Genomic DNA, 13,364 nt, shown 5'->3' with positions numbered 1-13,364 from the left:
GATAGATTATAAACAAGGATAGATTATAAACAAGGATAGATTATAAACAAGGATAGATTATAAACAAGGATACGGTGCGTTGCTTTGATTCAAAGCCTACATGCAATACAAAAGAAATGGTTGCTACCGGTGACAAGTGACTACACTTCTATAGCTTATGCGTTGATTATCTATCATTTTTTTCTTCTGCGCACGATGAAAGAACCACTTAAATTTACTAGATCACCCTATAAAAAGGAATACCTGAAAATAGGTATTTTTTCTATTTTTTCTACTATTTATTCGCTTGGATGTAGTAGGCTCCCAAATTTTTTAGATAGAGGGTAGAAAGGAAATCAAATATACTAGCATGCTTACAGTTTTTTTGTTACAAGCAAAGAGTACTTACAATAACTTCCTCTTAGGCTTTAGCTATCCCAATATCTGATGGATTAACAGCTCATTTCCTCACTACCTATGTCCTACCTACTATGTGCTACTTATAATTACCTGTAAGCGCAGCTAGTGAATTTATCCCAGCTTAAATGTAAAGGGATACATGTAGGAAACTTCTACTGGTTGCTCATCAACATATGCCGGAATCCATTTGCCCATTCCCTTCAAGAGTCTTTCTGCCTCTTTTTCAAAAAGAGGATGATCACTTTGCAAAAATTCGATCTTTGTTATTTTTCCCTTCTTGCCTACCGTAAACTTTGCATACACTTTTCCTTCTATTCGTTGCTCTCTTGCCTGCTGAGGATATCTGATATTTTGCATGATATAGAGGTCTATGCCCTTTTTACCACCAGGATACATCGCTTGTTTATCTACTTGCAGATGTGGTTGAGTCACTTCTTGGTAAGATGCTTTAGCCATATCCTGGGCATTGGCTAGGGCACCTATACCAAATACAAAGAAAATCACTACGAAGACAGGTTTCATACGGCAGTTGGTCGTTTATGTGTTACTAGCAGAAAAAGGTTTCTTACGTTGAATGATGCTAGGCAGCAACAAGACATTTATAAGAAAGTCTGATCGCTCAAGCATGTATAAGAAAAACTAAACTTGGTCAACACCCTCAAGCTAAAAATAGGCTGCTGCTTGGCACAAAAAGCTTTTACTCATTAACCGCTAGTATACCCTTTACCAAACTATACTAGTGCTTCATCAGAATTAGGCCTACACTCTATCAGAACAATGGGAGTAGGCGTTATAAGGATTACCCGATGTATTTTTGCTCTCAGTAAGCTTTCTTAAATTGATCTATCCACTTGCCATCCTTTTTTTGAAAAACAATCGTATACGTTACTTGTCTTTTTTCACCTGCTTTGGTGATTTCCCGGTTTTGAAAACCAACGTTGTTTTCTGCTGCATAGGGTACAAACCTGGATAATTTATTCTCCCGGCTTGTGCCCCAGCGAAGATCTTGATTGGCGTGAACAGTAGCCTGGTAGGAGACGGCATAAATTTGAGCATCGGTAACAGGCTCTTGTTTGGTGCTAATTTCTTTAAAGGAAACTAGTGCTAACTTTCCATCAAATTCTTTTTCTACCTGATAGCGCAGGGCCTCTTCTACATTGATTCCCCTCTCCTCTTTGCTACAGGCTAGTATCCATACAGATACTATCCCCCAACAGAGGAGCTTTATAACTGATCTTATACTTTTACTATACTTATGCATACTTTTACTTAGATGTTTGGATTATGATAAACCACGGTTCTTAGTTGGGATGTTTATTGCTTTCTTCTCATACTGGCGAATAATGGCTTCTACCTCTTTTTTAATCCGGCAAAAGTTCTCCTGCACATCTATACCCCGGGCAAAGGAAGGAATAGCAAAATCTGATTCCTTGTAACCCCTTAGGGGAATATGCTCTATAAGGATCCTGCTCCAGAAATAGGGCTCTTTGCTCTCTACACTCATGCCGACAAACTCCCCTACCTGAAGGCTTGTTACATCTTGCGGACGCACGAGCAGGCGTTCCTGCAGGCTTTTGGACAGAGATTGGCTATTGCTTTGCTTTTCGCCCTGCAGGCTCCGGCCAGCCGATATACTCTGCGTTTCTTTTTCTTCCCGGCCAAAGAGCTCGGATACATGCTTGGCCGTGGCCACTGCGCCCACCCTTCCATAGAACTGATTATTAAGGTTGGCAATGATCACGTCGGCTACTTCTTTGCCGTAATGGGCGACCATCTGCGAAAAGTCCTGGGCCATGTAGATCGTAGCGACTTTGTTTGAGCGGGCGGTAGCCGGAATCATCTCCAGCTTAGGGATGTAGAGCGTGGGCGCCTCATCCAGCAGCAGCATACTCTGCCGCTTACCTGGTTGATTCATCCGTTTTAAGGCCACGGTAGCAATACAGGAGATCAGGGGACTAAAGGTATCAGACAGGCTGGGATGATTACCTAAGGTGAGCAGCTTGGGGTCAGATGGATTAGTTAAATCCAAATCGAAATCATCTCCGGAAAGCACCCAGCAGATCTGCGGGGTGTTGATGCGCACAATGGCAATCTGCAGAGTGCCGATGACGCCGGCGACCTGGTTTTCGGCACCGTTCTCTATAGCTGTCAGGGCGCTGCGGATCATATCTCCACACTGCTCATCGCTATCAAGCATAGCCATCAGGTGCAGATAATCTTTATAGAGAAGACAGTTCACTACATGGGGAATCGAGCAGTAGAGAGGATGATGCGTTTTTAGAAACCAGATCACGGCCGTCAGAATGGAGGCTGCCGAACGGATCCAGAAATCTTTTTTGCGGATACTCTCCGGCCAGAGGTTATGCAGGATAGCGAGGGCATATTCTTCAGCATAGGCCACCTGCGAGAGGTTCTGCGGTTTTAGCGGATTTAAGCGGTGGCTGCGCGTCAGGTCATAGAAATTCACCAGGTAATGCTTGACATCACTTGGTCCATTTACAATCAATGCCTTGTTTACCTGCTCGGCCAGCACTGGAAACTTAAAATCATACACCAGGCCGCAGTAGCCTTTGCTGACCGCCTGATGGATAATGGGATTGGCCAGCGAAAAGGATTTTCCTGATCCTGCCCCTCCGCTGATGAATATGCCCCGGAAGGGATTAACAATATTGATCCAGCCATCTGCAGTCTTAAAATGAAAGCTATAAGCATTTTCCAGCTTTCGCTTTTCGTTTTTCACCCCAAACCCTCCGCTGCTACCCTTCTGGAGGAAAGGAGCCAGCAGTACGCCCGAGGTTAGCACGCCCCCTACCGCTAGCGGATACAGGTAGGTAATGTAGAGGGCAGCAGGCAAGTGAATACAGGCAAGCAGCAGGCCAAAGCAGACAAATAAAAGCAGGTAGCCTCCAAACAGGGGATAGCTTTTCTTTTTTTCTCTTCTTTCTACCTTTAGCGAAAGGGCAGACATATTTGCTAGGGAGAGAAAATAGAAAACAAGAAAGCTTAGGCGAATATACACACCGGCTTTGTAGGTGGCTTTGAGCAGCAAGAGTAAGGCCCGGTTCCCATTTTGCAGGACGTGCTGCGGATCAAGGTGCCCGAGCAGATAATACTCCCCAGCCATCAAGGCAGCCAGCAGGCAGAGGGCGATAGAAGCAAGTGAGTTAGTTGGCATGATCCGGAGTAAGGAGAATAAGTAATGATGAGAAGCGTGGTGATGAGAAATGTAGTGATTCGCCTAATTGATTTACCGGCTGAGGCCTCCCTTTTGCCTGATAGGCAGCCTTTGCCTTCTCCTGCGGAACCTTCCTTTCAGCTCGGGCAAGGCTAGCTCCTCCGTTTGCACTATCCCTTGGCCCCCTAATGCCTGGCAAACCCTGGAAACGGCATGGGGAATAGATGCCTTTTTGTCAAGGGCAGGTTTTTGATCTTTGTTATGCTCGAGTAGATGCAAGGGCTGATGCACCGGACGGCCTTCCCGTAAGTTTTCCTCCAGGCGGTGGAGGTTATAAAAAAAGGTTTGCCCATAGCTTCTTTTCGCTGCAAGGGCTAGCACGGCTTTTAGCGAAAGCTCCTCTCCTTTAGATAGCATGCCATTGATGCGTGCTACTTTCCCAGAGATACGAGCCTGCAAAGCTTGCAGGACCCCAGGTTTTTGCTCAGGGGCTTTTTGCGGGCTTTGCCCTCGTTCCACTTCTTTTTGTTGATAGCCAAACAGCTTTCCAAAAGAGGCTTCGTTGAGTGCCTGCCAGCCTTTTATATGGAACTGCTCCTTGCTTGCTTGTGGATTGAGCCGTCTCTGCCCGCTTTGATCCAGCTTAGAGACAAGCACATGCACATGGGTATGCAGGCCCGCTTTGGGCTTTCCTGCCAAGGCTATGCCCTCTTTTACGGCCACATCCCCCCCTTTGTGGGTGCGATGTTGATGAATCGTGGCATACCACACGAGATCCTTCTCTTCAACGGATGTGCCCTGCTTTTCCTGGAAGCTTGCCGCATAGTTACGCATGGCCTGCCTGGTAAAGGCTTTTAATTTATCAGCCTCATTGCCTATATGGGTGAGCTCTTGCGGGGAAGGAGAGAGCACCAGGCTATAAAATTTGGTTTCTCTTTCCCGTAATCCTTTCCTGTTCCCATCAATCGCTTGCCTTGCTTCACTGGGGAGAATATCATTTCTGCAGGCATTGAAAAAAGTGAGCCCTTCCCCTTTTTCCCTCCCTTCATGACCCAAATAATGGATCAGGGTAGCGCAAGAGCCTTTGTTGTCATAGGCCTTTTTGCCATGTATCGCCGGACGGATGATCTTGGAGTGCATAAAATCAGGAAGGCTTTTGTTTATCCTCATACTGCTGCAAAATGGATGCTTTGCGCCCGGAGAGATACTGCTGGTTGTACTCCCGCAGCTTGCTTTCCTCTTCTGCTGACAGATCCGATAGTTTGTGCAGATTGGAAAGCAGGATCTCACAGACAATGCGGGTGTTGATCAGTTCCAGGAACAGCTGGTGGAGCAGGTGCTTTTCCTGGGTTACCATATAGGATAATACCCGGTTGATGCCTTTCTCCAGATGAGTGAGTACTCTTGCCGTATCGCCTTCCTTAAAGCCGGTGGGATCCAGCTTGCGGGTGGCAAAAAAGCGCAAGGCCGCTTCGGTATAGGTTTTCACTGGCATCCCAAGATCGCTGGCGGCTTTAACTACCAGCCCATGCACCTGCGAAGAAATCTTCACGTTTACCCGCCTGTCTGTTGTTTTAGCTTCTGACTGATCACTCATAAACTATTCTTTATAAAGTATCCCATGATACGTGTTCCCTGATAAAGTATCCACTTAGCTACTGAGTATCAATCCGTTAGTAGAAGAAGTATCCAAAAAAGACATATAGTGCATACAGTTTACTGACTATCAGATATTTACTAGTACCTGTGTCATGCCTTCTTGCTGACCACAACCCACCAGATACGGGCTACCATTCCTTATATTGTTATCTCTACCCGGTACCTGACTACATTGCCCCTCCCTGCCTGTCCCCTGTTCTAGACATCCGCTTCCTGGCCCCAGGCTCCTCTCCCCGCCAGCGTTCTCCCCCCTAGCGTGCAAACCAGAAGGCATAGATGGCAAGACGTGTATGGCTGCTGGCTTTAGCGCAAGCCCATTTGCTAGGTATTCGGCTACAGATTTACTGCCCGTATTTCACTTGCGGGGTCTGGGCAAGAGAGCGGCGGAACAAGGCATTCTTATAGGCTTGCTGCAGGGTATGTTTGGCACTCCCGGATTTGCTTCCGGATGCTTGCAGCAGCTGATCGGCTTTGAGTTTGAGCTCCAGGCTTTGGAGCAGCAGGTCCTGGCATTGCTTTAAGCTGGTGAGCCGCTCGGAATCGTTCATGGTGAGCTTAAAGTCCGTTTTGACAGCCGTCATCAGCTCATGGGCCTGAGAGATCATCTGCTCAGAAAGCTGGTTGTAGGATAAGGCGGCCTGCAAGGATTTCTGATCGGCCATCTCCTGGAGGGAAAACTGAGAGAGCAGGGAGCCTTGCTGCTGGCTGATGAAATCCGCATAACTGCCGGAAAGATCCGAATAGGAAGTAATGGCGGATAGCAGCGTATAGAGCTCCTGGGCACTCCTAGCAGTAGGGTCTTTTTGCAAGGCTTCCCGCAGCGTCTGCTTTAAGGGGCTGTCTGGCAGATAGCGGTGCGGGTCAACTGGCAGGTCCAGGGCTTTTTTGGTCAAGGGATCCAGGTCTGACCATTTAAGATCCACGATGCCCCGGGCTACTTTTAAAGCCTCATGCGCTTTTCGGGTGAGCTGATGCAAATTCTGCAGCTCTTCTTTGGTGCGGACGGCCTGCGTGAGGATGTTTTTGGTTTCCGAGAGCATCTTGGCTGAATTTAAGACCTGCTTTGCCTGCTGGGCAATGCTTTGGACCATGTTGCTAAACTGCATGGGATCATAGACGAGCATTTGCGCCTGCACTAGGGGGCTACTTAAGATAAGCAGCCCAAGCAGCATACTGGTAAGTACTTTCTTAATACGTACGCTCCTGGTGCGTATGCTTGTGGTGGCTACTTTACTAAAAGATTCGCTTTTCATGATAGTGGTTGAGTTAATGGATGATCTATTCTGATTACCTACGTGAAGGCCGTACCCTTACGGGTTGCCCACCCATACCTGGTAGCCGTCAGCCAGGTGGATACGCCCTTGCTTCCCCTTGCCTATTTTCCCAAACAAATTGCGTCCAAGCCGGGCAAGGCCGCCGGCTACACCGCCATAGGGCAGGGAAGAGAACACCTCGTTTAAGGCCTGGTGGCTAGTCTCTGTAAGCGCCTCACTTTCTGGCTGCTGCAGCCCATAGCGGATGCCTTCCTTGAGATCCTGATCAAAGACACTTAACGAAAGAGGGGTGTTGCCCATGCGGGTAATATGAATAGTGACCCGTCCGTTGCTCCCTCCTGTCAGGCGGCCATAGCAGAGGGTGTTTGCCGGAAACACCTCTCCACTCCACAGCGCTTGCCCGGTTAGCCGCAGCCTGAGCGGCGCTCCGATGGAAAGGCTATGATCACCTTCAATAACGGCTCTTACTAGCTTGGATGGGGTTGCAGGTACCGAGGTTGCAGGTACCGAGGTTGCATCCCCTAGCCTTGCATTCGCTGTCGTTGCATCTGCTTGCAAGGTACTTGCTTGCCGGGTATCTGCCTGTAGAGTATTTGCTTGCCGGGTAGTAGCTCCTCCCATGGTGGCTCCTTCTTTGGTGGCTCCTGCCCGTTTAAGGGTATAAAAGCCATCTCCTGCCGGAAGCGTTCCAGTGAGCGGATCCTTTATTTTGTTAGTATCCTTCCCCTTTATTACAAAGGCAGTCGTTCTTGTGGCCGGCCTGCTGGAAGAAGATGTTTCTTGCCTGGTGGCAGCTACCGTTACTAAATCCTTCCTATCTGCTTTCACAGACTTCACCCTATCTACTAGCTGAATGCTATCTACTTGCCTAATGCTATCTATGGGTTTAGGGCGGTAAGGTTTAGAAAAATCCATGGCCATGATCTCTTCTTTGGCTGCCTGATAGATTGGTTTGGGTTTTAACTCCTCCAGGTAGCGCTCTAAGGTAGAAGACACTTGCGCAGAAAGAAGCGTATCCGCGGGAGCAATACTGGCAATAGGGGTAGAGAGGCGTGGGCCAAAGGCACTTTTGATGCCTAGCCCGATGAGCAGCAGGATGGCTAACAGGGTCAGGCCGAGGAGCAGGTAGTGCTTTTTTAGAATGTTTAGGACTTGTTCTTTTTTCATGATGGGTAAGCAATAGTTCAGGAATAATAATGGCACTCATGCCTGACTAAAGCCTTTGGGCTTTCATCAGCAGGCGGGCAGGAATAGGCAGGCGGAGCACCCGCTCACCGGAGGCTTCTTTGAGCGTGATCAGCAGTTTGCTTCTTGCCCGCAGGGCATAGAGGGGTAGTGCATAGCGCAGCGTTGTTTTCTTGCCGGCTACAAGTCTCTCAGGGGCAAGGCAGGCTACAGGGATCTGCTGCTTTCTGTGTTGATTCCTAGAAGAAAAATACCTGCCTTTTCTTTCAAGGATTTCAAAGCTTATATAGGCCATGGTAAAATCCATAGAAGACTCATTGTCCACCGCTAACGCTAAATAAATAGCCCCTGTATCCAGGGTTACCCTGGTTAGGAAAAGCTGCAGGTTATCCTTTTTGCCTGAAGCAAGCAAGGCAGGTGTTGGATCCTTTTGCAAAGCCGCTAGCTGCTCGCCAACGCTTCGCGGGTGCTGCTGCTTGCCAGGCAAGGGATCCATTGCGGAAGGCAGGGTGTCTTCTGGCAACATGCCTACTGCTTGTTTGCCTTCCAGTTGTTTACCTGAAGCTTGTTTGCCCGTTGCTTGCCTGGAGAAATCATACAAATAGCGTGTTGGTGCAGGAGTATAGGCAAGCAGGATGAGTAGATACGTATCGCGGTAGTTGATCAAAAGGCTGGTCAGGGGGGCCTTGCTGTCTTTTGCTTTCAGAAAGACACAGCGTCCTTCCATTTTAAGGTGGTAGCTATCCCCGATGCCTAGATCAAGCATCTCTACCTGCTGTGGAAAAAGCAGATAAGTAGTTGCCGCATGAGAAACATAGATGGTATCTACCAGGGCAGCAGGCGTAGCCGTCTGGTGAGGAAGTCCTGAGGCAATTGTTTCTTTTCCTGCTAGCAGTAGCAACAGGTAGAGCAGTATTTTTTTCATTGCTTAGTGAGTTAGTGTATTCGCACTTACCTAATTGTTACCTGGTAGGGGGATTTCCTTGCGGGTTATAGTGGATATAATGCATGTTTTCTAGCAGCAGGCCAAAGGGGTTTTGCTCACTGCGATAGGTTTCTGTGAGCTCAAAGGAAATGGCTATGGGAAACTGCTGGGAGTCAGCATCCAGGTGAATGGTCTGCCTGGCATAGGCTTTTCCCGCTAGGGGCCTTTTGGATGCATCCAGGATGACAGAGTCTACCTGCAAGGTTGTCCGGCTGCCGAGGCGGACATAATTTTCATAAACCTTGCCTTTGGTAAAATCACGCACAATCCGCCCGCCATCGGCTTTGCCTACCAGGTGCAAGGCGCTTTCCACGCGCTCTTTATAGCTGGCTGCATCATGGGCAAACATGGTGGAAAGAAAGGTTTTTACATGGTTACGGGCCTCATGGAGGGATACTTTCCGCTCCGTTTGCGCTAGGGCAGCAAAGCTGCCAGCCTCGCTTACCACATACACCTTTTGCTTATGCTTCTCATCTTGACTTAAGATATAGTAGACGAGCAGTCCATTGAGCAGAAAGGCACCGATTAGCGTGGTGAGCAGTACCTGCTTTAAAGCCAGAAAGCTTTGGTGATGGTCTTTAACAGAGGAAAACATAGGATAAGGAAAGAAGATTGAAAAATGAACGGATGAATGATTTTCTCAGATGGGTGATTTTCTCAGATGAATGATTTTCTCAGATGGGTATTCTCGTATGGTAATTTTTTTTAGCGTATGCGAGAGAAGTGTTATTCCCTGATAATTACTCCCTATAACATTACTCCCTATAACATTACTCCCTGATGGGAATACGCTGCGAATGCCCTCCTGCCTGCGCGGGTGTATCGCCTCTTGTTCCGTCACGAACCGCACTGGTTAGAGCAGAAGTCGCCGCACTACCACCGGATAGCAGGGCGGCCGATCCACCGGATCCTGCAAGGGCCGCGCCTCCTTTCATTGCAAGGGCCGTTCCGGCCGTAGCCATACCGATGACCTTGCTCTGGAATACGCTGCTGCTGGTCTGTCCGATATAGAGTGAGGTCAGGTAGGGCACCATGCAATAGAGAATAGTGATAACAAGGCTGATGAGCAGAAAATCTATGCGCTCCCCGGCCACCGCTGCCGGGGCGCCACTCAGGATAGATACGCGCTCCTTGGTAAAATCCGTATAGAGCACTACGAGGTTATCTAAGATCACCAGGGTGAGGCTCCAGAACTGCAGGGACAAATAATTTTGAAACCACTTGAGAAACAAGCGGCCAAAGCCTGGCAATACGCTTAAGGCAATAGCCATCGGGCCCACCACATACAAAAAGCCTAGCAGGGTCTGGCGGAGCAGTTCAATGAGTTTTCTGGCCAGGGAGGCAATGCCCCCGAGTACCATTGACTGAAGCATCGCCTGCAGGTCGAAGGATTCGATAAAAGCCACGGCCTGATCCACATACCCGGTTAAGCTACTATTCTCGGGATCATTGGGTGATAAGCCACCCTGCAAATCATCTAACTGGGCATAAATGTTCTCCGGCTGAGCGATCATGCCTACAAACCCTTCAATGGCCGAGCTAACGATACCTAGTAGCTCCTGATAGAAATACAGGCTCACCATCAGGATAAATCCCCTTACCAGGGGCGAGTAATCCACCCCTACCCCCCCTGCGGAGGTAAACCCTTTGGCCAGGGAAACAATCAAGACAATCGCTACAAAGGTAGGCACAATAAACACACAGCTGCGGATGATGATGCCTGAAAGCTCTAAAACAGCTTGCAGGAAAGAGGGATTGGCTGACATATTATTCATGGACAAATCCTTCCTGATCACTGGATCGTTCTTGATGTTCGGATCGTTCTTGATGTTCGGATCGTTCTTGATGTTCGGATCGTTCTTGATCCGTAGATGCCTCCTGCGCAAAGATTCCTTTCTTCAGCCCTCGGTCCTCTACATACTGATTGACAGCAAAGCTAATATTGCCCTCATAGCGCCTGGTGAGCTCCCTAAGGTAATTACGCTCCATAGGCTTGGAAGAGAGCACGGCATCTAAATGCGGACAAACCTCCAGGCAATATACCTTACTTATATCCCCCTGCTTGATGAACAGCTCGCGGTAGTCTGTCCCTTTACGCATCGAATGGATCTTGTCTACCTCATGGGTGGTAAAGCCTAGCTGTTTGGCTACCTTCGCTACCTGATTTTTGTCTGTATGGTTTAAGATAATCTGCGTGGAAGCATTGGCAAGGATGGCTGCACCTACCGGACTATGGGTGATCTCATCTATGCCCTGGGTGATAATGCACATCGAGCCGTTGTTCTTGCGGATCGTGCGATACATCGATTCTACCCAATCGCCCATGGAATCAGAAAGCATGCTCCAGGCTTCATCCATGTAAAGGTACTTAATCACCCCTGGGTATTTGCGGATCTGATCTAAGGCAAGCTCGGTGATGAGCATAGAAATAAGCGGATATAGCGTGGGATCTGACTTGATTCTGGCCATATCAAAGCAGACGAGTGGATAATCGGAGATGTCCATCTCGCGGCTTGCATTGAGCACATGCTCATAGGTCCCTTCGACAAAAGGCGAGAGTACGATGAGAAACTGCGGGAGGTTAAAAAACTGCATCTGCTGCCTGTATGCCTCCTGCCCCTTCTTCTCTTCATCCATTCGCTTTAGATACTGGTAAAATCCTTTCAGGGAGGGCAGTTCACCAGTATGCTCATGACCCGTATGCTCATGACCCGTATGCTCATGACCCGTATGCTCATGACCCGTATGCTCGTTTAGATAGGCATAATAGGCAGGAATGATGCGCAGCAGGATGGCCCGCTCGGCAGGGGTCAGGGGCGTTTTGCTACCGGCCCCTTTCCATAATATGGCAAGCAGGGCGGTTAGAAAGTTGATCTTATCCCCGGATACCTGGTATCTCCCCTCCTGCTTATCGAGCAGAAAGGGGTTAAAGGAAAGCGGATGGATGATGTCGTATTCAAAATACGCATCGAGGCCCACTAAGCTCTCCATCACGTTTTTATAGGTGCCGCCTACATCAATAATGATCTGCCTTGCCCCCCGCTCATAGCGCTGGGTGATAAAACTGCCCATCGTATAGGACTTCCCTGATCCGGAAGGGCCAATGGTGAGGCAATTCTGATTGTTGAGCGAGGTATTAAACAAATTCACCAGGAGCGGATTGCGGAAGCGGTCACAGAGAAATTCGCCGGTTTTATCCGGTTGGTAGCTGGTCGTAAAGTTAGCATAGCAGGCGGCATAATCTGCCGGCATTAATAGCCACCGGTCTGGCAGCTGATAGCCATTGCCTGGCGCATTGGCAAAAAAGATACTAGCCGCATCGTAGCTTTCAATCATACACTCAGCCCCTGTGAGCTCCCGGAAAGCAGATACGGTCTGATCCAGGTAGCCTTTCAGGAGCTTATCACTCGCTTCAAACAGGGTTACTGAGAGGTTCATGGAAACAAGCCGTTTATTGTTGGCCCGGATACCGGCTGTAAAGGCATCGAGTTCTACAGATTTGAGCTCATTATCCTGCGTGGAAAGAAAGCTCAGCGAGTTATTGATCTTGCGCTCGGTATCCAGCGTTTTGAGCCGTTTCTCGGTGTCTTCGATCAGGATATGCTGCGAGAGCATATGCGGGAAAGGCAGTCCGCTGGTCAGTGGATAAATAAACGGAGAAAGCACGCCATAGCCATTTTTCAGGCATGGATGCACTGCTGCCCCTTGCCCTTTCAAGCTGGCAATCCTCACTTTCTTTTCTCCTACGCTAAGGCCCGACAGATGATTAGTTATCCCGCGGACAAACCCATCCGGTGAGTGATCAAACGCAAGATTGAAATACTGGGTATATAGCCCGGCCAAGGCTTCCCCTGGGAGCCGATGCAGGCGGATATCTGGCAGGGTCTGCAGGCTCGAGGCAAACTCACTGCCGATGGTTTCTGCTTGCCCCATCCGGGTATCTATGTTTGCAAAAGGATCCTGCAGCATGGATTTCCCCAGGCCAGCAAGCAGTGTATTGAGGGAGTTGGTTTTAAGTAGTCTTTCTGCCGGAAAAGAGATAAACAGGTAGCTTTTGTGAAAAAGCATTAACCGGTCGAGAAAATACCCGGCATTTTTCCTTTGAAAATAAGGCTTATCGGCTACCTGCTCCCTATAGGGATGATCATAGTAAATATCTGTTTTCTGGGCAACCGTGCCGCAAGGCAAGATTTTGAGCGCGCCGCTAAAGGTGGCGTTGAGCAGATCATATTCTGGCTCTGACCATTTTTCCATCTCTGCCCCCTGCAGCTCAAAGCCAAGGGCCACCCGGCCATCTTTTAAGATCAGCTTGTTCTGCTCGATGCTATAGAGTGGATAGATAGCCGCTAGAGAGACCGCCCTTTTTGGGCGTTTACCTGGATGTGACATAGGTATTAGAGGTATAGGGGTGAATGACATGTGGCTGCCTGAAATGAAAAGAGAGGGCAGCAAAAAGGAAATGAGGGTGCCCCTTGCGGTTGATGAACTTCATCAGCAGATAGAGTCCGGCAATAATGGCTACCGTAGCAAGGTAATAGTACCTGGATACGGGAAAGAAAAGGCTGCCGATGCTGCCAAGCAGCACCAAGGCAATGAGCAGAGATAGCAGCAGCAGCAGATCTGTCAGGGGCATTCCCAGAATAAGGCTTTTGCGCTCAAGGGATTTGTAGGTTTTCATCGGCTGAGT

The 13,364-nt window shown here is 48.7% G+C and carries 12 protein-coding genes; all 12 read right to left on the bottom strand.

All coding sequences use genetic code 11. The features are described from left to right. Positions 1 to 510 precede the first annotated feature (510 nt). The 12 genes from Q0590_RS26450 to Q0590_RS26395 all read right to left on the bottom strand — a co-directional run bounded on the left by Q0590_RS26450 (position 511) and on the right by Q0590_RS26395 (position 13,355). Positions 511 to 921 carry an energy transducer TonB gene (locus Q0590_RS26450; protein ID WP_302040649.1) on the bottom strand — a complete coding sequence of 137 codons (411 nt, stop codon included), beginning with the start codon at positions 919 to 921 and terminating at the stop codon, positions 511 to 513. 298 nt (positions 922 to 1,219) lie between these two features. Next, on the bottom strand, positions 1,220 to 1,660 hold the full coding sequence (locus tag Q0590_RS26445) for a hypothetical protein (protein ID WP_302040648.1): 441 nt from the start codon (positions 1,658 to 1,660) through the stop codon (positions 1,220 to 1,222). A gap of 21 nt (positions 1,661 to 1,681) precedes the next feature. After that, entirely contained in the window at positions 1,682 to 3,574 is a 1,893-nt protein-coding gene (locus Q0590_RS26440; RefSeq protein WP_302040647.1) for a type IV secretory system conjugative DNA transfer family protein, read from the bottom strand. Between the two features lie 72 nt (positions 3,575 to 3,646). Further along, positions 3,647 to 4,714 carry a DUF5712 family protein gene (locus tag Q0590_RS26435; protein WP_302040646.1) on the bottom strand — a complete coding sequence of 356 codons (1,068 nt, stop codon included), beginning with the start codon at positions 4,712 to 4,714 and terminating at the stop codon, positions 3,647 to 3,649. A 4-nt stretch (positions 4,715 to 4,718) separates the two neighbouring features. Continuing rightward, positions 4,719 to 5,171 (bottom strand): BfmA/BtgA family mobilization protein, encoded by a 453-nt coding sequence (locus Q0590_RS26430; protein WP_302040645.1) that lies wholly within the window; start codon positions 5,169 to 5,171, stop codon positions 4,719 to 4,721. Between the two features lie 403 nt (positions 5,172 to 5,574). Next, on the bottom strand, positions 5,575 to 6,486 hold the full coding sequence (locus Q0590_RS26425; RefSeq protein ID WP_302040644.1) for a hypothetical protein: 912 nt from the start codon (positions 6,484 to 6,486) through the stop codon (positions 5,575 to 5,577). 57 nt (positions 6,487 to 6,543) lie between these two features. Beyond that, positions 6,544 to 7,674, bottom strand: coding sequence for a conjugative transposon protein TraM (gene traM, locus Q0590_RS26420; RefSeq protein WP_302040643.1), 1,131 nt, complete (start codon positions 7,672 to 7,674; stop codon positions 6,544 to 6,546). A gap of 46 nt (positions 7,675 to 7,720) precedes the next feature. Beyond that, the gene (locus tag Q0590_RS26415) at positions 7,721 to 8,617 is read right to left on the bottom strand and encodes a DUF4138 domain-containing protein (RefSeq protein WP_302040642.1); all 897 of its coding nucleotides are present in this window, start codon (positions 8,615 to 8,617) and stop codon (positions 7,721 to 7,723) included. Between the two features lie 37 nt (positions 8,618 to 8,654). After that, on the bottom strand, positions 8,655 to 9,272 hold the full coding sequence (locus Q0590_RS26410) for a conjugal transfer protein TraK (protein ID WP_302040641.1): 618 nt from the start codon (positions 9,270 to 9,272) through the stop codon (positions 8,655 to 8,657). Positions 9,273 to 9,447: 175 nt separating this feature from the next. Further along, the gene (locus tag Q0590_RS26405) at positions 9,448 to 10,452 is read right to left on the bottom strand and encodes a conjugal transfer protein TraG N-terminal domain-containing protein (RefSeq protein ID WP_302040640.1); all 1,005 of its coding nucleotides are present in this window, start codon (positions 10,450 to 10,452) and stop codon (positions 9,448 to 9,450) included. Beyond that, positions 10,445 to 13,066, bottom strand: coding sequence for a TraG/VirB4 family ATPase (locus Q0590_RS26400; RefSeq protein WP_302040639.1), 2,622 nt, complete (start codon positions 13,064 to 13,066; stop codon positions 10,445 to 10,447). Before Q0590_RS26400 ends, Q0590_RS26405 begins: the two co-directional genes overlap by 8 nt. After that, positions 13,050 to 13,355, bottom strand: coding sequence for a hypothetical protein (locus tag Q0590_RS26395; protein ID WP_302040638.1), 306 nt, complete (start codon positions 13,353 to 13,355; stop codon positions 13,050 to 13,052). Before Q0590_RS26395 ends, Q0590_RS26400 begins: the two co-directional genes overlap by 17 nt. Between the last annotated feature and the right edge of the window lie 9 nt (positions 13,356 to 13,364).

It is taken from the genome of Rhodocytophaga aerolata (assembly GCF_030503435.1).
In the GTDB taxonomy this organism is placed as follows: Bacteria; Bacteroidota; Bacteroidia; order Cytophagales; family 172606-1; genus Rhodocytophaga; species Rhodocytophaga aerolata.
Note: the sequence above shows the minus strand (reverse complement) of the source record. Positions and strands in the feature narration are given on the sequence as shown.

Excerpts from the sequence above, each read along its gene's own strand:
- Q0590_RS26400 (WP_302040639.1), bottom strand. The coding sequence starts at position 13,066 with ATGTCACATCCAGGTAAACGCCCAAAAAGGGCGGTCTCTCTAGCGGCT.
- Q0590_RS26425 (WP_302040644.1), bottom strand. The coding sequence starts at position 6,486 with ATGAAAAGCGAATCTTTTAGTAAAGTAGCCACCACAAGCATACGCACC.
- Q0590_RS26405 (WP_302040640.1), bottom strand. The coding sequence starts at position 10,452 with ATGAATAATATGTCAGCCAATCCCTCTTTCCTGCAAGCTGTTTTAGAG.
- Q0590_RS26395 (WP_302040638.1), bottom strand. The coding sequence starts at position 13,355 with ATGAAAACCTACAAATCCCTTGAGCGCAAAAGCCTTATTCTGGGAATG.
- Q0590_RS26450 (WP_302040649.1), bottom strand. The coding sequence starts at position 921 with ATGAAACCTGTCTTCGTAGTGATTTTCTTTGTATTTGGTATAGGTGCC.
- Q0590_RS26445 (WP_302040648.1), bottom strand. The coding sequence starts at position 1,660 with ATGCATAAGTATAGTAAAAGTATAAGATCAGTTATAAAGCTCCTCTGT.
- Q0590_RS26415 (WP_302040642.1), bottom strand. The coding sequence starts at position 8,617 with ATGAAAAAAATACTGCTCTACCTGTTGCTACTGCTAGCAGGAAAAGAA.
- Q0590_RS26435 (WP_302040646.1), bottom strand. The coding sequence starts at position 4,714 with ATGCACTCCAAGATCATCCGTCCGGCGATACATGGCAAAAAGGCCTAT.
- Q0590_RS26430 (WP_302040645.1), bottom strand. The coding sequence starts at position 5,171 with ATGAGTGATCAGTCAGAAGCTAAAACAACAGACAGGCGGGTAAACGTG.
- Q0590_RS26440 (WP_302040647.1), bottom strand. The coding sequence starts at position 3,574 with ATGCCAACTAACTCACTTGCTTCTATCGCCCTCTGCCTGCTGGCTGCC.
- Q0590_RS26410 (WP_302040641.1), bottom strand. The coding sequence starts at position 9,272 with ATGTTTTCCTCTGTTAAAGACCATCACCAAAGCTTTCTGGCTTTAAAG.
- traM (WP_302040643.1), bottom strand. The coding sequence starts at position 7,674 with ATGAAAAAAGAACAAGTCCTAAACATTCTAAAAAAGCACTACCTGCTC.